The following is a 19381-nucleotide window of genomic DNA, read 5'->3' as shown; positions in this document are numbered from 1 at the left end:
TTTAATTATTCATAGAGAAATCTGTCAAAGTTCTCTCGAACTCTCCAGAAGAAATCGCTCCCCATAGCAGCGACTTGTACAGACCGGGAACGGTCATGATGGCTCTAAGTTCTTCATCAAGGAAGACTCTCTTCCTGGGGTCGTATTCACCGTCCAGAATGGTCTCTGTCGACTCTGAACCCGAAGAAATAATGCCGACAACCGCATTGTAGACTTCGGCAATCTCTGCTTCTCTTAGTCCCAGCTTTTGGAGCTGTTCGTAAATCTCGTGGCTTTCATTTCCCTCAGCTATCATCCTCAAAACAACATTTATATAATCAGGAAACGTCATCGTCTATTCAGGCACCTCCTAGCATTTCTCTCAATTGAAGAGCGTTATGAATTGCCCTACCCATGTAGCAGTTGTTAAAGAACACATAGACGGGCATATCACGTTTATGAAATTCTAGCACATCGAGGGCAAAACTTCTCAGATCAACTTCCGAATAATCGTAGTTGTATCTTTCGCTTCCGCTACTTCTGAACCAGTTCGAGTTTCTGCCGTGGAACCTGAAATAAGCACCTTTGGCACCGGCGCTGGGGATATAAGGAAACAACTCGCCGATAGATGGTTCATCGACCGTGACGGGTATTCCGCCAATCCTCTCCAGAGCTTCAAAAGTGGCCTTGTTCGCCCAACTATCGTGTCTGAACTCGAAAGCGAGAAGATTACTCTCTGGATCGAAAGAGTCGGCAACCTCTTCAAGATACATCACGTTTCCTTCATTGAATTTGAAAGACCACGGGAACTGAAAGAGAGTCGGACCCAATTTGCCCTCTTCTCTCATTGGAAGTAAAGCACTAAAGAACTCACTTGAGACTTCCCTTAGGCCCCTTGAATCACCCTTCCATAATTCATGAGTCACCCGGCCAGGCGCCTTCACAGAAAAAGTCATCTCCCCTGGAATCTTCCGTAAAATGCCTGTTATCGTCTTCAGCGATGGCATCCTGTAGTATGTGAAATTCAGTTCAACAGAATTGAACTTCCAGACAGAGTGATAATACCTGAGCATCTGGGAAGAGCTTATTCCTTCGGGGTAAGCAGTTCCTACCCAGTCGGGAAATGAGTATCCGCTCGTTCCCAAGTAGATCACTATAGCTCCTCTATTATGTATACAGGATCGTTGTTGTTAATTATTGCAGCGTTGGCCTCGTCAACATCGACATGGAATTCAAGCGCATAGCTGGAATGTACTCTGACTAGAACATCGTCGAAGATTACCCTTCTAGTCCCTGCACCTTCCGCGTAAACCATAACGATATCCTTGTCTTTCACACCATAGACTTCTGCATCCTCAGGAGTCATGTGTATGTGTCTTTTTGCCAGCATCACTCCTGAGTTCAGTACAACCGTTCCCTTTGGTCCTACAATCGTGAGACCGGCAGTCCCGGCATGGTCGCCAGAATCCTTTATCGGGGGTTTGATCCCCAGAGAGAAGGCATCGGTTCTGGATACTTCTATTTGTGTTGCCTTTCTTGCAGGCCCCAGTACCCTCACTCCTGTTATTGCTCCCTTTGGACCGACAAGGATCACTTTTTCGTCACATGCAAACTGTCCGGGTTGACCCAGATCCTTTATTGGAGTGAGCTGATGACCACTTCCAAAGAGTCTACCGATGTCTTCCTCACTCAGATGCAAATGCCGATTCGAAACTCCAGCTTTAATCGCAGGTTGCTTAAGCTTCACAAAAACACCTCCAGTTATCTATTTTTCTTGAACTTCTTAGGACCCACGAGTCCTTTTCTCACTTTCAGAGCTACGTTCTTAGGCCTGGTTAGAACTATTGTAAGTGGACCTTTAGCTACGTTTATCCACCCCAGGCCGCATATGTGAAGCTCCTGACCGGTACGAAGCCTGAATTCCTTAGCCTCCCATCTATACTTACCTCTTTTCGATCTATCAAAGGGAGGTCTCAGTATATCGCCGAACCAACTATCCCATTCTTTGGCAGCGGTGTTCGGGTTAGTTTCATGCACCGAGACGCTCTCCGGGACAAAAGTATGAAATATCCCGACTGGATCGCTCTGATTTTTCGCGTCTATCTTCACGAATCCGCCAAGGAAAACCGTTCGAACATCATGAAATTGAAAAGTAGATTTTTTGAGTCTTTTTCTGGCAAGAAGCCTGCTCTGATCCTCGGTACTCATCAAATCCGTCAGCCTGTCGTTCGTGAAAATCCCGGGAGTATCGTAAACAATCACAGCTGAGTTTTTCAGAGTCTTCGAAGCTACCTCTACAGTTGTTCCGGGGAAACGACTCACTATTATCTCTTCTGAACGCATGAGCCCATTCAGAAGAGAGGACTTTCCAACATTAGTCACTCCTATCGAGACAAACTCCTCCGCTGCGGACTTCAGATAGGCGTAAAGCGAATTCAGTCCGTACTTGCCCAGTACAGAGACGGGTCTCACTCTGATCACAGGCTCTTTGATAATGTCCGACGCCCACTCCCTTATCTCTTCAACCTTCACCTCTTTGGGAAGGAGATCTATCTTGTTTAAAACATAGTGAACGGAATGGTTCTTGAGTAGTTGAGAAATATCCTTCCTGTAGGTGCCGTCAAAATCGGAGATATCGATTACGTAAATCACTTCTCGCGCAAGCTTCAGGTACTCTTTAAGGTTATCGAGTGTATGTGACACGGAATCGTTCTCAGGCAAAGAACTATAGTGCTTTATCAAGAAACACCTTCGGCACATTATCTCCTTGCCAGCCTGGAGCCTTGATTCCAAAACCGATTCAGGTAGGTATCCCAGTTCTTCCGGGTCTTCATGCTGTAGTTCCACACCACATCCGCTACATCTCATCTATCAAGCGCCTCCACCTCTGGATGCTTTTTCATTTTGCTTAGAAGAAGACCTTCAACCATTCTTACAAGCTTCGTCCAGAAGAATTCTCTCTCCGAAATAGGTTCGACCTTTATTGTGTACGCCCCTAGAAGATTACCCATAATCATATCTGTGAAGAGCTGGTCTCCCACTACCACTGTCTTGAATGATGGAATATCAGAGTCCTTAAGCACTCGTTTGGCTTTGAATGTCAGAGGCTTTCTAGCTCGGCTGATTACCCTTATTGAATCCAGCTCATCATTGATTCTGCCGAGCCTGCCCGGCTTGCCATTTGAAATTAGAACGACCTCCATACCCAGTCTTTCCACTCTGCTGAGAAGCAACCGTTTCTCCTTCGAGACCGAGCTTGCTCCCCAGGGCTCAAGGGTATTGTCGAAATCGAAGATCACAAGTTTATAACCGGACTCCTTCAACGCATCAAAATCAATGTCCATAACGCCTTCGGCAAACAAATGAGGCGTGGCCAGCCTTCCCGTTCTGAAGATCCAGCCAATACTGAAGAAGAAGACAAAATAAGCTGCAATCGTCATCTTCCCCAGAAGCCTCTTATACCACTTCTGGCTAATATCGACCAGTGGTGCCACCAAGATCGAATACATCCCCATTCTGTTCCCCGCAATAATATCTGTGAAGAAAAGGTCTCCTATTATTACCGTCTTCTCAGGCCGCGACTTCATATCGCTCAGAACCTTCCGGAGTTCCTTGGTACCGGGCTTTCTCATCGAGTGATAAATCCTGAGTTTTTCTCCAAAGAGGTCTCTTAGGTTCCTCACTCTGGATTGCGGACCGTTTGTGACAACAGCGACCTTCATCCCGGCAGCTATGAGATCGTCGATTACCGACTTATTCCTCATATCGAATGGCTCTCTCCAGACTGCTATCGTGTTGTCGTAGTCAAAGAGAATGGTGTTGTAACCTAGCCTCCGGAGCTTGTCGTAGTCTATCTTCCTCACATTCTCGGCTTTGTCGTTTGGTACGGCACTATCAAGTATGTCCAGGATTCGCACGAATCTCCACCACTTCCAAATCTATCCGCTTCTTGATACTCTGAAGGAAACTCTTGAGTTCCTCCAGCAGACCAGCAGGAACGATGATTTTGAGTAGACCTTCATCTGTAACATGCCTTATATTCATCAGATTGTCTTCTGCTTCTGCAATATAACACAATACGTGGATGTCTTCCGGCCTGATCCTAATAAAGAGATCATACTCCAGTGCTTCATTCATCCGACAACCTCACAGCAGCTCGGCAGCCAGACTCGCCAGTTCAGAGCGCTCACCCTTTGTTAGGGTCACGTGGCCCGCAAGCGATTTGTTTGTAAGCCTTGAGGCGGAGTAGGTCAACCCATTACTGTATGCATCAAGGTATGAATTATCAATCTGATAGGGGTCGCCGATCACGACTATCTTCGTGTTTTCGCCCACCCTCGTAATAATCGTCTTGATTTCGTGAGGCGAAAGATTCTGGGCCTCATCGATGATGAAGTATTGATTGGGAATGGACCTCCCCCTAATGTAACTTAAAACCTCTACCTGAAGTTGCTCTCCCTTCTTCATGAAGGCATTCAGGTCCATGTGGCGGTTGTTGAACAACATATAGAGATTGTCGTATATGGGAGTCATCCACGGGTTGATCTTCTCTTCCATCGAACCGGGAAGATAGCCGATGTCCTGGCCCATTGGAATGATCGGCCTTGCCACCAGGAGCCTCTCGTACTTCTTCTCATCCACTACTTTTCTCAACCCGCAGGCAAGAGAGATTAGAGTCTTTCCGGTGCCAGCCATTCCAGGTATGAACACGACCCTTACGCTATCGTCCAACAGAAGCTCCATTGCCATCATCTGCTCGCGGTTTCTCGGTTTTATGCCCCAACTGCCAGACTCCATCGATACTTCAAGAGGAACTATCTTCTTCCCGTCCGGTACAACTCTTCCGAAAATCTCTCGTCCAAAATCGACAAACTCATTCGCCCCGACAGGTTCTGGCAGTCTTCCAGTTGAGAGCTCGTCCTTATTTATGAATTCATCCCTGAGAGAAGCATCATCTACTGTCGTTATGCCTGAAAGCTTGTCGTCGATCTCTACCTTGTCATGCAAATAGTCTTCTGCTTTAAGTCCCATAATATCTGCCTTTACTCGCATGTTTATGTCTTTGCTGACTAAAATGACAGGTAGTTTCTCTACGAGATTAAGCTCCATCATGTAAAGCAGAATGGCGTTGTCTTTGTAGTCGTTTGCAGCAAAAGGCGGCAGCTTGCTCTTGAATTCGTTGAACACTGCAATACGCAGTGTACCTCCTGATTCAAGCCTTATCCCCTCTGTGAGTCTCCCTTTTGATCTTAAGGAATCGAGAAACCTGTTAACCTTCCTTGCATTCTGACCGACAGAACCTGAGTTCTTCTTCAATTTATCTATCTCTTCCAGAACGGGAAAGGGAATAATAATGTTATTGTCCTCGAAATTAATAAAGCAATACGGATCGTGAACCAGAACGTTGGTGTCGAGAATGAAATCCTTGATCAAACCTAACCCCTCCACTTCTTTTCATACTTGATCATTTCGAATACTCCGCCCAGTCTCCTAGCCAAGGCAAGGAAGACCTTCGCCGTTACCCTCGCATCGTCCATAGCTCTGTGAGTAGGAACATCTCTTATCTTCAATCTCTTGGCAATATTGGTGAGGCTGTATGGACCTTCGAAAAAAACCTCATGAGCGATGTCAATCGTGTCTATATAGTTGTTTACGAGTGGCAGCACTCCCGTTTCCTTCGATGCGATATCGAAGAAAGTCATGTCGTTCACGATGTTGTGCCCCACGAGTGTCGCCCCACCAACATAGTCGCGAAATCTTGGAAAGACCTCTGCCATAGTGGGCTCTTCCGACACATCTTCGTTCTTCAGTCCATGAATCCCTGTTATTTGCGCCGGTATCTTAACAAGTGGATTCACAAGAGACTGGAATGAGAGATTGTGCAGGATTTTGTTCCCATACACCGGGATTGCCGCTATTTCAAGAATTCTATCACCAGAGAGCGGACTGGACCCGGTGGTCTCTGTGTCAATGACTAAGTAGATCTTCTTCATTTCAAACCCTCCGTGAAAATTCTACCATGAGAACTGCTTACACTCCTGACCACTTGTTTACTATACAATTGAGTGAGGTGATCCAATTGAAAGAGCTATCAGTAACTGTAAATCATGATCTGGGCAGTGAGAACGCCAAGAAGAAGTTAATGAGAAGAATCGAAGAGCTTAAGAGTGATTATGAAGGGAAGTTCACTCTGGACTCGTCCTGGAAAGATGATTTTCTCGAGTTTCATCTGAAAGCGGCAGGGATTAAGACCGATGGCTATTTGAATGTCACTGAAAGAGAAGTATCTGTTAGTGGAACTCTTCCCGTTTCTCTAGCCGTATTCAGAGGGAAGATCGAAAAGACATTGAAGGCAGAACTTGAGAAGCTTCTAAGTGACGGTGACTGAGAATTGCCGATAGATCTTCACAATCATAGCTTGTTTTCTCCAGACAGCGCCACGCCTATAGAAGAGATCGTGAAAGAAGCCACTCGAAAAGGCTTGAAAGTGATAGGCATCTCCGATCATGACGATCTCGACTCTTCTTTCCCATTCAGCTTCAGGCTCAAGGATCCGGAGGGCTATCTGGAGAGTCTCTCCAGCCTAAAAGAGAAGTCGAACATAAAGGTTCTATCCGGACTTGAAGTAGGTCTCCAGTCATGCGCTAAGATACCGCCTGATGGAGACTTCGATTACTTCATCTATTCGGTACATGGAGTACCGGGAGTAATTGATCTTTCGGTAGAGAACCTTTGGACGCTCTACCTGGAAGAGGCTATCGAGGCGATTTCGGAAATAGAGAGGCCAGGCTTCTTCGGTCACATAGATTTTCTGAGAAGGTATATTCCAGGTCATAGACCTCTTGATAATCGAATTCTTCTGGACGAATTACTGAAAAGGCTTATTCGAGTTGGAATCGGAATAGAGATTAACACATCCGGCTGGCGGTACCCGTACAAAGAACCGAGCCCGCAGCGCTGGATCGTGGAGAGGTATGTTTCTCTTGGGGGAAGGGTCATAACTGCCGGGTCGGATTCTCACCGCAAGGAAGACGTTGGCAGCTACATACACGACGCCGTCTCTTTGCTAAAGGAGATTGGCGTAGAAGAGATCTTCTACTGTGAAAGGATGGAGTATGTTCCCATCCAGCTCCAGGAGATCTAGAGACTAACTTTCTCTTCCTCTCAGCAGATTCTTGAATTTCATTAAGTTACCAAGCCCGAGAATTCTTATAAATAGAAAGTACACTGCGGTCCCTGCAGTCAGAGTTATCAACGTTGAAATAGATCCCGTTCCAAAGACTGCCTTCCCAAAAAACATTAGTCCGGACATGACAAGAGAAGCAACGATGATTTTCAGCATGGCCGTAACCTTCGCCTTTTCATATCCGGTCCATCTGAGGAGTGCTGCCGATACGATGACTGTACCGACAATTCCCGCAATACTTGTCGCTAATGCCACACCCAAAGGTCCTATTGTAAAACCGAGCAATATATCGAGAACCACATTCACACCAACCATGATCGCAGAGATTATTGTGGGCGTCCTGGGGCTCTTCCTTGCATAATATGCCCTTGATAGAACACCGTAAGATCCATAGAAAGGTAGTCCCAGAGTGTACCCGTAAAGGAGGGTTGTGGTTAAGGCCGTATCTGCAGGAGTGAACGAACCTCTCTCAAACAGAATACGGACAATCCCTTCGCCGAGAACAAGAAGTCCCAGTGTTGAGGGGATAATCAAAAAGGCGAGAACGGTTAACGCGTCCCATAGAGAACTCCTGAATTTCTCCTTAGAACCTTCTCCGGTAAGTTTTGAAAGTTTCGGAAGCGCTACCGTGGCCACCGCGATTGCGAAGACGCCTAGAGGAAGCTGATAGAGCCGCTGGGCGTATCCAAGACTCGATACGGCTCCCCTCCCAAGCTCAGTTGACACTCTAATATCGACAAAGGAGTTGATTTCGTTGATCGCCGGGGAAATCGCAGAAAAAAGGAACAGGAGCAGGAACTCCCTGACATCGCTTTTGTTGTAGCCCGGCCTGAAGACAAAGCCCCTTGATCTTGCGGAGAGAGCGACCACGCCGAGCTGGATGACTCCTCCGACAAGAAATCCGATTGTAGGACCGACAATTGGAGTTGAGAACCTTCCTGAAAGCAAAATTCCAGCGATCGTCGAGAGATTTATGAACATTGGTGAGACTGCCGCAATGAAAAAGGCATCGAGACTGTTGAGAACACCGCAGTAGACTGCCCAAAGAGATACTAGTACAATAAACGGAAAGGAGATCCTTATAAGTTGAGAGGTCAGTTCAAGTGCTGATTGATCGAAGCCTCCGGCAAAGGCTGAGGCAACCCCGTCAGAGAATAAGCTTCCCGCTGCTGAAATCGAGCCCGAGACAATAACTACGAATATGAGAACGGTAGAAGCGAACATAAAAGCTCTCTCTCTCGAGCTCTTCAGCTTCTCGTTGAATACTGGAACGAAAGCCATCGTCATCGCTCCATCTGCAAAGATCTTTCTGAGAAAGAAGGGAATCATGATCGCAACTAAATATGCGTCGTACTGAGCCGACGTGCCGAAATAGCTGGCAAAAAGGGAGTCTCTGACGAGACCCGTAATTCTTGATAACAACGTTGCTATTGCAAAAAGAGCCGTGCTTCTGACCGTGCTAGCCGTCATAGAAACCTCCAGAGAAGATTATAATACATGGTCGAAGGATTGGATAGGAGAGAAGTCTCAGATGTCCAGTCACGAGCGAAGTTGATAACTATGATATACTGAGCATGGCTATTACGAATGATCCTAAGGAGGGAAAGCCCCAAGGCTGCTAAATATGAAAAAGGTAGCTCTGATATTCGGAACCAGACCGGAGGCAGTGAAGATGGCTCCTGTCTATCTGGCGCTGAAGAATTCCTCTCTTAGGCCTGTTGTAATTGCTACGGCCCAGCACAGAGAGATGCTCGATCAGGTTCTCTCACTCTTCGGCATAGAACCCGACTTTGATCTGAATATCATGCAACAAAGGCAGTCTCTTTCGGGCCTTACTTCCAGACTGATCGAAAAACTCGACGAGATATATTTGCAGAACAAGTTTGATGCAACGCTCGTTCAGGGTGATACCACATCTACTTTCACGGGCGCTCTGGTATCTTTCTATCATAAGATCCCAGTTGGTCATGTTGAAGCGGGGCTGAGGACCGCCAACGTTTACGATCCCTTTCCTGAAGAAGTCAACAGAAGGCTCAACGGAGTCATTTCAACGTACCACTATCCTCCAACTGAGAAATCAAAGCTTAACCTGCTTAAAGAAGGAGTGCCTGAAGAAAACATGCTTGTTACAGGCAATACTGTCATCGATGCCCTGCTGTGGGTAACAAGCAACAAGTCCAGGCTTACTTCGAGCTTCAGAGAAGCGCTTGGTGTGGAGGGTGATGACTACATTCTAGTAACCATGCACAGAAGGGAAAACTGGGGAAGACCGATGCAGGAAGTTATGAAAGCAATAAAGGATGTCCTCAACGAGTTCCCCCGGATGAAAGTTGTCTTTCCGGTTCATCTCAATCCTGCCGTCAGAGAAGTCGTCTATCCGGAGCTTGAAGAACACGACAGGGTAGTCTTGACTGATCCGCTCGATTACCTTCCCTTCATTTCTTTGATGGAGAAATCAAAGCTCATACTCACGGACTCTGGCGGAATCCAGGAAGAGGCCCCTGCTCTTGGAAAGCCGACATTGGTACTGAGGCGCACGACGGAGAGACCAGAAGCGATCGAAGCAGGTACTGCCAAGCTTGTAGGAACAAGTAGAGAAGCCGTCTTCATGGAGACAATGAGACTTCTCAGCGATTCACGGGAATATGAGCGTATGGCGAAGGCAAGAAATCCGTTCGGAGATGGTACCGCGTCAAAAAGGATCTCTGATCACCTCTGTAAAAACCTGTAGATCCATTTACCGACTGCTAATCCTCGCTTGCTTTCATCTTGAGCTCCCAGAAGTATTCGTACAGCTCCGAAAGTGAAGAGAATTTTATCTTCAGATGATCAACTAACGCTGAAGTCATTAGAGTGTCGTCTATCTCCCGGTTGGCAGCGATGTAGAAGTCTCTATATTGAAACCATTCTAGCAGCTCTATGGTATTGCGTCAAAAAGGATCTCTGATCACCTCTGTAAAAACCTGTAGATCCATTTACCGACTGCTAATCCTCGCTTGCTTTCATCTTAAGCTCCCAGAAGTATTCGTACAGCTCCGAAAGTGAAGAGAATTTTATCTTCAGATGATCAACTAAGGCTGAAGTCATTAGAATGTCGTCTATCTCCCGGTTGGCAGCGATGTAGAAGTCTCTATATTGAAACCATTCGAGCAGCTCTTCGGACACTCCTTCTCTCTTCCGTCTTCTCTTGTACTTCTCTCCGAAAACCGAGAAATCGCTCTCTCTCAGAATACGAGTCTTTTCTGTAAACCTCGATGGATTCTTCGCTATTTCTTCATGGATCTTACTCATAGTCTCTCGAGATGGGAAGTAGAATCCCATACCGTAACGGTATCTGTCGGGAAAGAGCTCAAAAAAGTATCCGGGAGAGTCCTTCCAGTCGGGCCCTGGCACCCTGAAAGTGAACCACATATTGGTTCTGTAGGGAGGCTTTCCCTTGTTGCGCCTTGCATCCCGACTTATTCTGCTTATGGTCTTTCCAACCTGAGGTCTCACTTCCATAAAGGGATCAAGCCTTTCCATGAAGGGCGCAAGTTCACTTACAAGTGCCTTGAAGGGTTCAAGCAAGCACACGCGATACCGATCACGGTTTTTATCCATCCAGGAACGGTTGTTGTTCATCCCGAGATCCATGAGAAATGAAATAGTCTCACCTGAAAATCCCATGAACTGTCTTTCGCTCATCTCGCCTCCGCAATCGAGTGGGAAACGTAACTACCTTTCTCACAGTAGAATACCTCTTTAACTCCAAGCTTACATAGAAGAGAAACGGCCTGTGAATTGTAGCTCCCCACCTGATATGCTCTATGAGAGTCAGAACCTATAGTCAGTAGACGTCCTCCGAGTTCGAGGTATCTCTCTATCACCCATGATTGAGGGGTAGGGTCTCCGATTCCGTACATCCAGCCCGAAGTATTGACTTCAAGCCCCACATGACAGGATACCAGCTTCATAAGCAGCTGATCCATCTGCGGTCCGGATCTAGGAGGCTTTGCGTAAGGAATATGCCTTCTGAGGAAATCGAGATGGCCAAGAAAACCCGGTTTCTCGATCAAATCAACTGCTAGAGTCGCCTCGCGAAGGTAGATATCCCAAGGGTCTTCAAGAGTCTTCAGATCTGGCCTTCCCGGAACCGTGTGGACTGAGTAGATGAAGAAATCCATCTCCTCAAAAGGCAAGAGAATACCCTGGGACTGAAGACCCAGTTCAAGCCCGGCAAGTATCTTGATGGGAAACTTCCCCTCAAAGCTCTTGATCTCCTTCAGATAGCCCCCCGTTTCTTCGGGCTGCAAGCAGACTTCCTGAGAGACGTAAGGGTCGAAGTGATCTGATATGCCGACGACATGAAGCCCTTTGAGTGAAGCCGACTGAATAACTTCCTCGACCGTATTCCTTCCGTCTGAAAAAATTGTATGATTGTGAATATCTATCATCATAAGGCTCCGCAATCTATACTAGCATATTAATCAGAAAGCAATTGTACAGCCGCTCTCTTTTCTCTGTCGGTTATATGCAAATATATACTAGTTGTAGAAAGATTAGCATGGCCAAGTAATTCCTGTACTGTTTTTATGCTTGCTCCTTTTTGTAGAAGTTGTGTAGCAAAACTATGTCTGAATATATGCGGAGTTACTCGTTTCTCTGGATATACAAGTTTTATTTGTGTATTCAGTACTTTTGGAATAACGTTCCTCGCCATCGGCTCCCCACGGGTCCCGATAAAGACATGATCCTCATACTCGCTGAGGGGGAAATCCTTCCTTATCTGGAGGTAATCCTTAATTATGGCAAGGACCTGATCGTTCAGAGGAACCTCCCTGTCTCTATTTCCCTTTCCGCTCAGTATTCTTACAGCTGGCGAATTACCCATCCTAAGATCACCGAGTCTTAGTTTGCATACTTCGCTGACTCTCAGTCCACAGAAGTACATCACCGCCACAATAGCCTTGTTTCTCTTGCCAAGATTGGTTTCCTTGAAAGACGATATGATCTTCATTACCTCATCATGACTTATGTAGTCGGGGATCCTGCGTCTCGTCTTAGGGTTCTTTATGAGCTCCGTAGGGACCTTGCCAACCGTACCGCTTATATAAAGAAATGTATAGAATGACCTAATAGTTGAGAGGTTCCTCGAGACGGTAGTTGCTGAAGGCCTCTTCCTGGAGTACTTCCCCTGAGAATACTCCTTCACGAAAAGTTCGATGTCTCTTCTCTTCACCTCTTTAAAATCGGTATTATGACTCTCTAGAAACAACTGAAAGTGGTGAAGATCCGAAAGATATGCTGCGATAGTATTGAATGACATATTCCTAACATATTCCATATTGTCCTTGAATCTCTCGACGGCTTCGACAAACTCCATACATACCCCCAAATTGTCATACATTATGAGTCATAATAGTCATTATGACTCATATATTGTATTATAACACAGCCCATTCTCTATACCGTGTTCTGTAAGTCTTATCAAATGCGCATTATAGAATTACATCTCGTATATTGCCCTGTAACGCATTTTTTTGACAGGATGCATCTTGTACTATCCAAACAGCAAGAAACGAGCGCTATGAGCCGTTTAACGAGCATTTGTCTGTAATGCTCTCTCAAAGCGCGCTCTGATTTCCGATATTATAGCTCTGTATTTATCTGCAAGTCTATACCTCTTTCCCTCTCGCACCACAAGCTCTTCCTTGATTCCCGAGTAGTGTTTTGAAAGAGCTCCCATTATAGCGCCCAACGCCATTGGTCCTTTGACCAGTTCGCTCTCGTTCATCTCCAGAAACTCGTTTATTTTCCCCACCAGATCGTCTCCGACCATCGGAGAATCGAGCAAGGAGAACAACATGCCAACTGTAGGAAGTTTCAATCTGTTCATAATGAAGTCTTCCAGTTCCTCTTTTGTCCACTCCTTCTGAAGAGAGACTTGCGGCTTTCGAGCGAGTTCCTTTTTGAAGGCAAGAAGCATCAGCTCCATAAACGAAGATATCCTTTTGTCGTAGTCATCGTCAGTTACAAGAATCGAGGCTACCGAACTTACAGGAAGCTCAATCTGCTCTATCATCGCGAACAACATTCCCAGGCGTCCCACAGTCACGAAGGGCCTACCCAGGTCGATAGCCTCAGGCAGTATGAGCAGCGCATTTCTGGCTACACCCTTTGCTTCTTCGAAGCTGGCGCAGATGATGGCGGCTACTCTTATCTGTATATCCTCCCCGACCTTCCAGATACCCGTGATCTTCTCTCTGCCTGAGTATTTGACGTAATCCACAGAAAAGCCGGAGATCTCGGCCAGTCTGTTGACCAGATCTGCAAACGCTCTCCCAAGACTCTCAGAATCGCCTTTGAATGTGGGGTAGGCTTCCAGCAGCCCGTCAATATCACTAATTACCATCTCCGGTGTCTTGTATTTCGAAAGGAACTCTCTAATGAACCTGCTCCTACTTGAATGCTCTCCACCTTCATCACTGAGCTTGCCAAGTATCCTCACAACATCGACAGATGCAATCTGTGCTGGCATAGTATCACCTCTTACATTATACTAACACAAAAACAATCACGAGTTACATTGTTTATATATACATGTTCTAAATTTGTATGCAAATATATACTACTTATAGAGAGCTGTATATTGCTATACTTTATTACATAAATCAAACGTTGCAAGGCACTATTAACAACGCGTATACGGTATTATACTAGCATATCGACTACAATGTTATATTTACTAGCTAATCGTTGTATATCCGAATACGAAAAGAATGGACTAGCTCCAGGTCTGGCAACAACCATAGATGCAAGCAAATTTCCTGTCTTCAAGCATTCTGTTTCCGTCCTACCGGAAAGATATGCATGCAAGAATCCTGCGTTGAAAGAGTCTCCCGCTCCCGTTGTATCTACTACCTCTGTGGGAAAGGCGTCTACGCGTTTCCCGTCACTGATCTTTGCTCCCTCCGCTCCAAGAGTAACCACAACAACTTTTGGCTCAGTCTTCAAAAAGCCTCTAAGATGTAGCCATTCGCTCTTGTTAACAAGAAGCACTTCGCATTGCGCAGCAAGATCAGCAACTTCTGCACCTCTTTCAAAGGTCACTATCCCTCCCGGGTTATAAGAAAACCTCGGCTCACGGATCTCCTTCAAGAGATTGATAACTTGATCGGGGGCTATCCCCCCAAAATGGTAGAAGTCAGAGGATACATCAACAGGATAATTGACTTCATTAACACCCCTGTATGTGAACAGGTGTCTTTGGCCGTCTGTAGAAACTGCGGAGAAACAGAATCCCGTCTTTCCTTCTATTCGAGCTAGATACCGAATATCCACCCCTTCTCTTGTCAAAGCCTCTATTGCCATGTCGCCGAACCGATCAGTCCCCACTGCACCCTGCAAAAACACGTTCTTTCTCAACCTACTCAACATGATTGCCGTGTTTGCCGCACTTCCTCCGATAGTGAACATCATTTCCTTAATCCTGTTCTCTTCAACATTTTTACTTTCGTTGATGAAGGCGCTGAGATCTATATTCACATTGCCAACCACAGATAATCTCATATTCTAACCTCAACTCTTTAGGTAATTTTGGCTTTTGCTTCCTTTCACGATTATAATTGTTTATGAGCGTACAAAAAAATGACGTGGGAGGGTTCGCCTATGCTTTCATTTCCAGACGGGTTCATATGGGGTGTCGCAACGGCCGGTCATCAAATAGAAGGAAGCAATGTCTTTTCTGATTGGTACAAATGGGAACATCAGGGAAAGGTCAAGAATGGCGACACTTCCGACATAGCTTGTGGTAGCTGGGAGAATCTCGACAGGGATCTGGAGGCTGTTAAGGCTTTGGGTGTAAAGGCCTACAGATTCTCGGTTGAGTGGGCGAGAATTGAACCAAAAATCAACAGATTTGATGACAGTGTACTAGAGAGATACAGAGATTTCTCCAAGGCGCTTACTGAGAACGGAATCCAGCCCATTCTTACTCTCAACCATTTCGTTCTTCCTCAATGGTTCTCGGAGATGGGAGGCTGGGAGAATAAGGAGAACCTGCGTTACTTTCGTCGTTTCGTCTCGAGAATCGTCGAGTCTATGGGCGAATTCATTCACTACTGGGTCACTGTGAACGAACCGAACGTCTACGCAGTCATGGGCTATTTGACGGGAGAATGGCCGCCGGAAGTCAAGGATATGGGAAGGGCTATGAAAGTCCTCGCTAATCTTCTCTATGTCCACAGCGAGGCATATGACGTAATAAGGGAGTCGAATCCAACGGCGATGGTAGGGGTAGCTGTTAATATGATGCCTTTCTTCCCTCTCAGAAAGTTCCATCCAGGAGACAGGCTGGTAGCAAATTATCTGGACAGAGTCTACAACTACAGTTATCTTGATAGTCTGATGAAGGGCAGTATAGTTAAGCCTCTCGGCGAAGGAGAAGCGGTGCCTGAGATAGAATCAAAGCTCGATTTCCTGGGCATCAATTACTACACGCGAATCTTCGCCAAGTACTCGAAGCCCCTCCCTGAAATCGCAGCGGGTAATGAATTTGAGAAAACGGAAATGGGGTATGAGTTCTTCCCGCAGGGGATTGAAGAGGTTGTTCTGAAGGCATATAAGAGGTATCGACTGCCGATAATGATCACTGAGAATGGAATTGCCGACAAATCGGACGCACGACGATGGGAGTATATCGAGAAAGCTTTGTCAGGACTAAGAAACGCTATGGATAAGGGAGCCCGTGTATTCGGTTATCTGTACTGGTCACTTATGGACAATTTCGAATGGAAAGAAGGCTACTCAATGAAGTTCGGACTCTACGAAACGGTTCAAGAGAGTCTCGAATTAAGGCCTAGAGAGAGCGTTGCAAAATTCAGAGATTTCATCAGGGACAGTCTGAAATAGTACCAACGCAGAAAGCTAAAAGGAGTGTTGCCATAGCGAAATCGCCGATAATTGCTCCATGTGGTATCGAATGCTCTAGATATGCTATCTTCTTCGGACCGAAGAAAAGCTGAGCTATTGGAGAAGCAGAAATGTAGATTCGGCACTAGTTAGATGCAGCGGCTGCCAAGCGGGTGAAGGATCTTACCGCTGGACAGAAAGCTGCAACATTTTTGATTGTTGTGTAGCAAAACGAAGCCTGAGTCACTGTTATGAATGTGCAGAGTTCCCTTGCGATGCCCTTAAAGAACGAGCATCAGCCTATCCACACCACAGATCGGCACTCGGCAGACTCAGGTCGATGAAAGAGAATCTATCAAGAAGACACATCTGATTTTCGATAATAGCTCACGGCAACTACTGAATCAGAACTCCTAGAAGCTCTTCGGTTCCCTGCCGTTTCTCTGAAGAAACTGCAAATACCGGAGGTTTTCCCCAAAAGGTAACTTCCTCGGTTATCGATCTTTTCATCTGGAGCTGGCGATTCTTCGATAGTTTGTCGGCCTTTGTCAGAACCAAGACAAAAGGGATGGAATAGTGCGTAAGCCACTCAAGCATCTGCTCGTCTGCCGGCTGCAACGGGTGCCTTATGTCAACGAGCATAACAACGAGAGAGAGGTCTTCTCTCGATTCGAAATAGTCGGTAATCAGCCTCTGCCACTTCTCTCTTTCCGACATAGAGGCCTTTGCATATCCATAACCGGGCAGATCAACGAAATAGATCTCTCCGTTTACTCCATAGAAATTTATCGATCTTGTCTTTCCAGGAGTCGAACTTGTCTTCGCAAGTTTCCTTCCAAACAAAGCGTTCAACAAAGAAGACTTGCCGACATTTGACCTTCCTGCGAAGGCTATCTCCCTCCTTAATGGAGGGGGATATTCGCCTTTCGTGTATACAGTTCGGACAAGTTCAGCACTCTTCACCATCACCTTGAATCAAAGCCTCCTCTAGTACTTCGCTTATATTCTCAACAAAGACGAATTCCAGTTTCGACTTTATTTCTTCGGGGACTTTATCGAGATCTCTCTTGTTTGCAAGAGGAATCAGAACCTTCTTCATTCTGGCACGGTAAGCTGCCATCAGCTTTTCTTTCAAACCACCAATGGGCAGTACCTTCCCTCTAAGAGTTATCTCCCCAGTCATTGCAATGTCGTTTCTCACTTTTCTTCCGGTGACGGCCGAGACAATCGCCGTCGTGAGAGTAATCCCGGCACTGGGTCCATCCTTGGGAACGGCCCCTTCGGGAACGTGGATATGGAAGTCCTTCTTCTCGAAGATCTCGTTGAACTTCTCATCTCCACAAAGCTTTCTGGCAAGCGACGCCGCGATCTGTGCCGATTCCTTCATAACATCGCCCAGCTGACCTGTTATGATAGTCTTTCCTTTCCCGGAAACGGGCAGGACTTCAATGTACATGATTTCTCCCCCAACCGATGTCCAGGCCAGTCCAGTCACCACGCCGACCTCTGGATGCTTCCTGAAATCACTCTCTTTGAATAGAGGTGCTCCAAGATACTCTCCCAGTTCATTGACACCGACCGAGATTGAATCAGCGCCCTCAGCTATTTTCAGGGTGGCCTTTCTGATGATTTTCGCCAGATTTCTATCGAGTTCCCTAACTCCGGCTTCTCTTGTGTAGTCTCTAATTACGTCTCTTGTTGCGGCCGGTGTTATTTTGAGTCTACCGGCCTTCATGTTGTATTCATCGAGAAGCTTCGGCAATATATGCTCCCTGGCTATGTGATACTTCTCAGACTCCGTATAGCCTGGAATCTCGATAATCTCCATCCTGTCTTTCAGAGCGGCAGGGATCGAATAGAGAACGTTTGCCGTGGTAATGAACAGGACTCTGGAAAGGTCAAAAGGCACTTCCAGAAAATGATCGGTAAAACTGTTGTTCTGCTCGGGATCAAGGACCTCGAGAAGAGCAGAAGCGGGGTCTCCTTGAAAACTGATTCCCATCTTGTCGACTTCATCAAGCACGATTACCGGATTTCTGGTCTTCAGCTTTCTGATCATCTGCATAATCCTGCCCGGAAGCGCTCCTACATAAGTACGTCTGTGGCCCCTTATTTCTGCCTCGTCTCTCATGCCTCCCAACGAGATTCTACCAAACTTCCTTCCCATAGCCTCGGAAACAGACCGACCAAGTGAAGTCTTCCCAACACCCGGAGGCCCAACGAGGCAAAGAATCGGAGTGCGCAGGTTCTTCGAAAACCTCCTGGCCGCCAGGAATTCAAGAATCCTTTCCTTCACATCGTCCAGTCCATAATGATTGTTATCAAGAGTCTTTCTGACGTCCTTGATCACTATCTCATCATCTGTCTCTTTCTGCCAAGGGAGGTTCAACAACCAATCGAGATAGGTTCTCACAACCGTCGCTTCCGGAGAATATGGGGACATCTTTTCCAGTCTCGAGATCTCTTGCTCTGCCTTTTCCTTTACCTCCTGAGGAAGCTCGCCGGACTCGGCCATCTCTTTAAGCTCTTTGATTTCCTCGTCTTCTTCGCCCTCGAGCTCCTCCTGGATCGCTCTCATCTTTTCTCTCAGGTAGTACTCCTTCTGCCCCTGCTCAATCTTCTGTTTAACCCTTTTGTCTAGTTCTTCCTCTAGAGAGAGAATCTCTATCTCTCTCGTTAGTAACTCCATTAGCGTATTGAGACGATCCTTCGCTTCAATTTCCTCGAGAAGACGTTGTTTCTCTTCCAAAGAAAAGGGCACCATTGAGGAAACGAAATCTGCAAACTTGTCTGCATCGGAAGTATCTTCCAGCGCCATTATCGCTTCGTCGGGGAAACGTCTGCTCATCGATACATATCTCAGCGCAAGTTCCTTCACCCTTCGAACCAGCGCCTGAAGCATCTTACTTTTTCTACCCTTGGACTTCAGCTTCTCTGCAACGACGATAAACGTGCTCTCTCCTTCCTCCACTGAAGAGAGCCTGGCTCTTGTCAAGCCTTCAACAAGAATCTTGTAGTTCCCATCGGGCATCTTCATCAGCTGTACTATTCTCGCTATCGTTCCAATCTCGAATAGATCCTCGATCTCGGGTTCTTCTTTAGTAATGTCCCTCTGAGAAACGAGAAATACCATCTGATTGAATTTGCCAATTGACTCCTCCAGCGCCGCCAGAGACTTCTCGCGTCCAACATACAACGGCATAACTGAAGAAGGATATACCAACATGTTTGTTCTCGTCGGTATAACCGGCAGTTTGTCGGGTATCTCAATCTTTCGCTCGCTTCCTACAGCAGCCTTTTCAAGCAACTCAAACTTCTGAGCCATCT

At 46.4% G+C, this 19381-nt stretch carries 21 protein-coding genes; 5 read left to right on the top strand and 16 right to left on the bottom strand.

Annotation, left to right across the window (positions count from 1 at the left end; translation table 11 throughout):
• Window position 1: 1 nt before the first annotated feature.
• Genes Q502_RS03620 through Q502_RS03585 form a run of 8 tightly spaced genes read right to left on the bottom strand, consistent with a single transcriptional unit; the run spans window position 2 to window position 5972 of the window.
• Window positions 2–331 (bottom strand): hypothetical protein, encoded by a 330-nt coding sequence (locus tag Q502_RS03620; RefSeq protein ID WP_099829006.1) that lies wholly within the window; start codon window positions 329–331, stop codon window positions 2–4.
• A 7-nt stretch (window positions 332–338) separates the two neighbouring features.
• Entirely contained in the window at window positions 339–1133 is a 795-nt protein-coding gene (locus Q502_RS03615; RefSeq protein WP_099829005.1) for a DUF72 domain-containing protein, read from the bottom strand.
• On the bottom strand, window positions 1133–1726 hold the full coding sequence (gene pduL, locus Q502_RS03610) for a phosphate propanoyltransferase (RefSeq protein ID WP_099829004.1): 594 nt from the start codon (window positions 1724–1726) through the stop codon (window positions 1133–1135). Before pduL ends, Q502_RS03615 begins: the two co-directional genes overlap by 1 nt.
• Before the next feature lie 14 nt (window positions 1727–1740).
• Window positions 1741–2847, bottom strand: a complete 1107-nt coding sequence (locus Q502_RS03605; RefSeq protein WP_099829003.1) for a GTPase — start codon at window positions 2845–2847, stop codon at window positions 1741–1743.
• Window positions 2844–3896 carry a YqeG family HAD IIIA-type phosphatase gene (locus Q502_RS03600; RefSeq protein WP_099829002.1) on the bottom strand — a complete coding sequence of 351 codons (1053 nt, stop codon included), beginning with the start codon at window positions 3894–3896 and terminating at the stop codon, window positions 2844–2846. Before Q502_RS03600 ends, Q502_RS03605 begins: the two co-directional genes overlap by 4 nt.
• Window positions 3874–4116, bottom strand: coding sequence for a DUF4911 domain-containing protein (locus Q502_RS03595; RefSeq protein WP_099829001.1), 243 nt, complete (start codon window positions 4114–4116; stop codon window positions 3874–3876). Before Q502_RS03595 ends, Q502_RS03600 begins: the two co-directional genes overlap by 23 nt.
• A 9-nt stretch (window positions 4117–4125) precedes the next feature.
• Complete coding sequence (locus tag Q502_RS03590; protein WP_099829000.1) at window positions 4126–5412, bottom strand: PhoH family protein; 1287 nt, start codon at window positions 5410–5412, stop codon at window positions 4126–4128.
• Window positions 5413–5414: 2 nt separating this feature from the next.
• The gene (locus Q502_RS03585) at window positions 5415–5972 is read right to left on the bottom strand and encodes a PolC-type DNA polymerase III (RefSeq protein WP_099828999.1); all 558 of its coding nucleotides are present in this window, start codon (window positions 5970–5972) and stop codon (window positions 5415–5417) included.
• Between the two features lie 86 nt (window positions 5973–6058).
• Here Q502_RS03585 and Q502_RS03580 point away from each other — a divergent pair, with 86 nt between their 5' ends.
• Both Q502_RS03580 and Q502_RS03575 read left to right on the top strand, forming a co-directional pair.
• Window positions 6059–6367 carry a polyhydroxyalkanoic acid system family protein gene (locus Q502_RS03580; RefSeq protein ID WP_099828998.1) on the top strand — a complete coding sequence of 103 codons (309 nt, stop codon included), beginning with the start codon at window positions 6059–6061 and terminating at the stop codon, window positions 6365–6367.
• Between the two features lie 3 nt (window positions 6368–6370).
• On the top strand, window positions 6371–7123 hold the full coding sequence (locus Q502_RS03575) for a histidinol-phosphatase HisJ family protein (protein WP_099828997.1): 753 nt from the start codon (window positions 6371–6373) through the stop codon (window positions 7121–7123).
• A 3-nt stretch (window positions 7124–7126) separates the two neighbouring features.
• On the opposite strand, the gene murJ is transcribed toward Q502_RS03575, so the two are convergent.
• Window positions 7127–8635 carry a murein biosynthesis integral membrane protein MurJ gene (gene murJ / locus Q502_RS03570; protein WP_099828996.1) on the bottom strand — a complete coding sequence of 503 codons (1509 nt, stop codon included), beginning with the start codon at window positions 8633–8635 and terminating at the stop codon, window positions 7127–7129.
• A 154-nt stretch (window positions 8636–8789) separates the two neighbouring features.
• On the opposite strand from murJ, the gene wecB reads away from it, so the two are divergent.
• Complete coding sequence (wecB, locus tag Q502_RS03565) at window positions 8790–9896, top strand: non-hydrolyzing UDP-N-acetylglucosamine 2-epimerase (RefSeq protein WP_099828995.1); 1107 nt, start codon at window positions 8790–8792, stop codon at window positions 9894–9896.
• Window positions 9897–10150: 254 nt separating this feature from the next.
• Here wecB and Q502_RS03560 read toward each other — a convergent pair whose 3' ends face one another.
• The 5 genes from Q502_RS03560 to Q502_RS03540 form a co-directional block, all read right to left on the bottom strand.
• Window positions 10151–10849, bottom strand: a complete 699-nt coding sequence (locus tag Q502_RS03560; RefSeq protein WP_099828994.1) for a DUF2461 domain-containing protein — start codon at window positions 10847–10849, stop codon at window positions 10151–10153.
• Complete coding sequence (locus tag Q502_RS03555; protein ID WP_099828993.1) at window positions 10846–11598, bottom strand: PHP domain-containing protein; 753 nt, start codon at window positions 11596–11598, stop codon at window positions 10846–10848. Before Q502_RS03555 ends, Q502_RS03560 begins: the two co-directional genes overlap by 4 nt.
• Before the next feature lie 29 nt (window positions 11599–11627).
• A complete protein-coding gene (locus Q502_RS03550; RefSeq protein ID WP_099828992.1) occupies window positions 11628–12527 on the bottom strand; it encodes a tyrosine-type recombinase/integrase in 900 nt (299 codons plus the stop codon).
• A gap of 213 nt (window positions 12528–12740) precedes the next feature.
• Window positions 12741–13682, bottom strand: coding sequence for a hypothetical protein (locus Q502_RS03545; protein ID WP_099828991.1), 942 nt, complete (start codon window positions 13680–13682; stop codon window positions 12741–12743).
• 173 nt (window positions 13683–13855) lie between these two features.
• On the bottom strand, window positions 13856–14713 hold the full coding sequence (locus Q502_RS03540) for a carbohydrate kinase family protein (protein WP_099828990.1): 858 nt from the start codon (window positions 14711–14713) through the stop codon (window positions 13856–13858).
• A 99-nt stretch (window positions 14714–14812) separates the two neighbouring features.
• Between Q502_RS03540 and Q502_RS03535 the strand changes: the two genes are divergently transcribed.
• The gene (locus Q502_RS03535; protein WP_099828989.1) at window positions 14813–16054 is read left to right on the top strand and encodes a glycoside hydrolase family 1 protein; all 1242 of its coding nucleotides are present in this window, start codon (window positions 14813–14815) and stop codon (window positions 16052–16054) included.
• Window positions 16055–16133: 79 nt separating this feature from the next.
• On the top strand, window positions 16134–16427 hold the full coding sequence (locus Q502_RS14995; RefSeq protein ID WP_099829019.1) for a DUF3795 domain-containing protein: 294 nt from the start codon (window positions 16134–16136) through the stop codon (window positions 16425–16427).
• 23 nt (window positions 16428–16450) lie between these two features.
• Here the strand turns inward: Q502_RS14995 and yihA are convergent, their stop codons facing one another.
• Window positions 16451–17023: a ribosome biogenesis GTP-binding protein YihA/YsxC gene (yihA, locus tag Q502_RS03525; protein WP_099828988.1), complete on the bottom strand. Its 573-nt coding sequence runs from the start codon at window positions 17021–17023 to the stop codon at window positions 16451–16453.
• Window positions 17004–19379, bottom strand: coding sequence for an endopeptidase La (gene lon / locus Q502_RS03520; protein ID WP_099828987.1), 2376 nt, complete (start codon window positions 19377–19379; stop codon window positions 17004–17006). The genes yihA and lon overlap by 20 nt, the downstream gene beginning before the upstream one ends.
• Between the last annotated feature and the right edge of the window lie 2 nt (window positions 19380–19381).

This window comes from Mesotoga sp. Brook.08.YT.4.2.5.2., from assembly GCF_003351125.1.
Taxonomy (GTDB): domain Bacteria; phylum Thermotogota; class Thermotogae; order Petrotogales; family Kosmotogaceae; genus Mesotoga.
The sequence above is the reverse complement of the archived record's forward strand: the minus strand, read 5'-3'. Positions and strand labels throughout refer to the sequence as shown.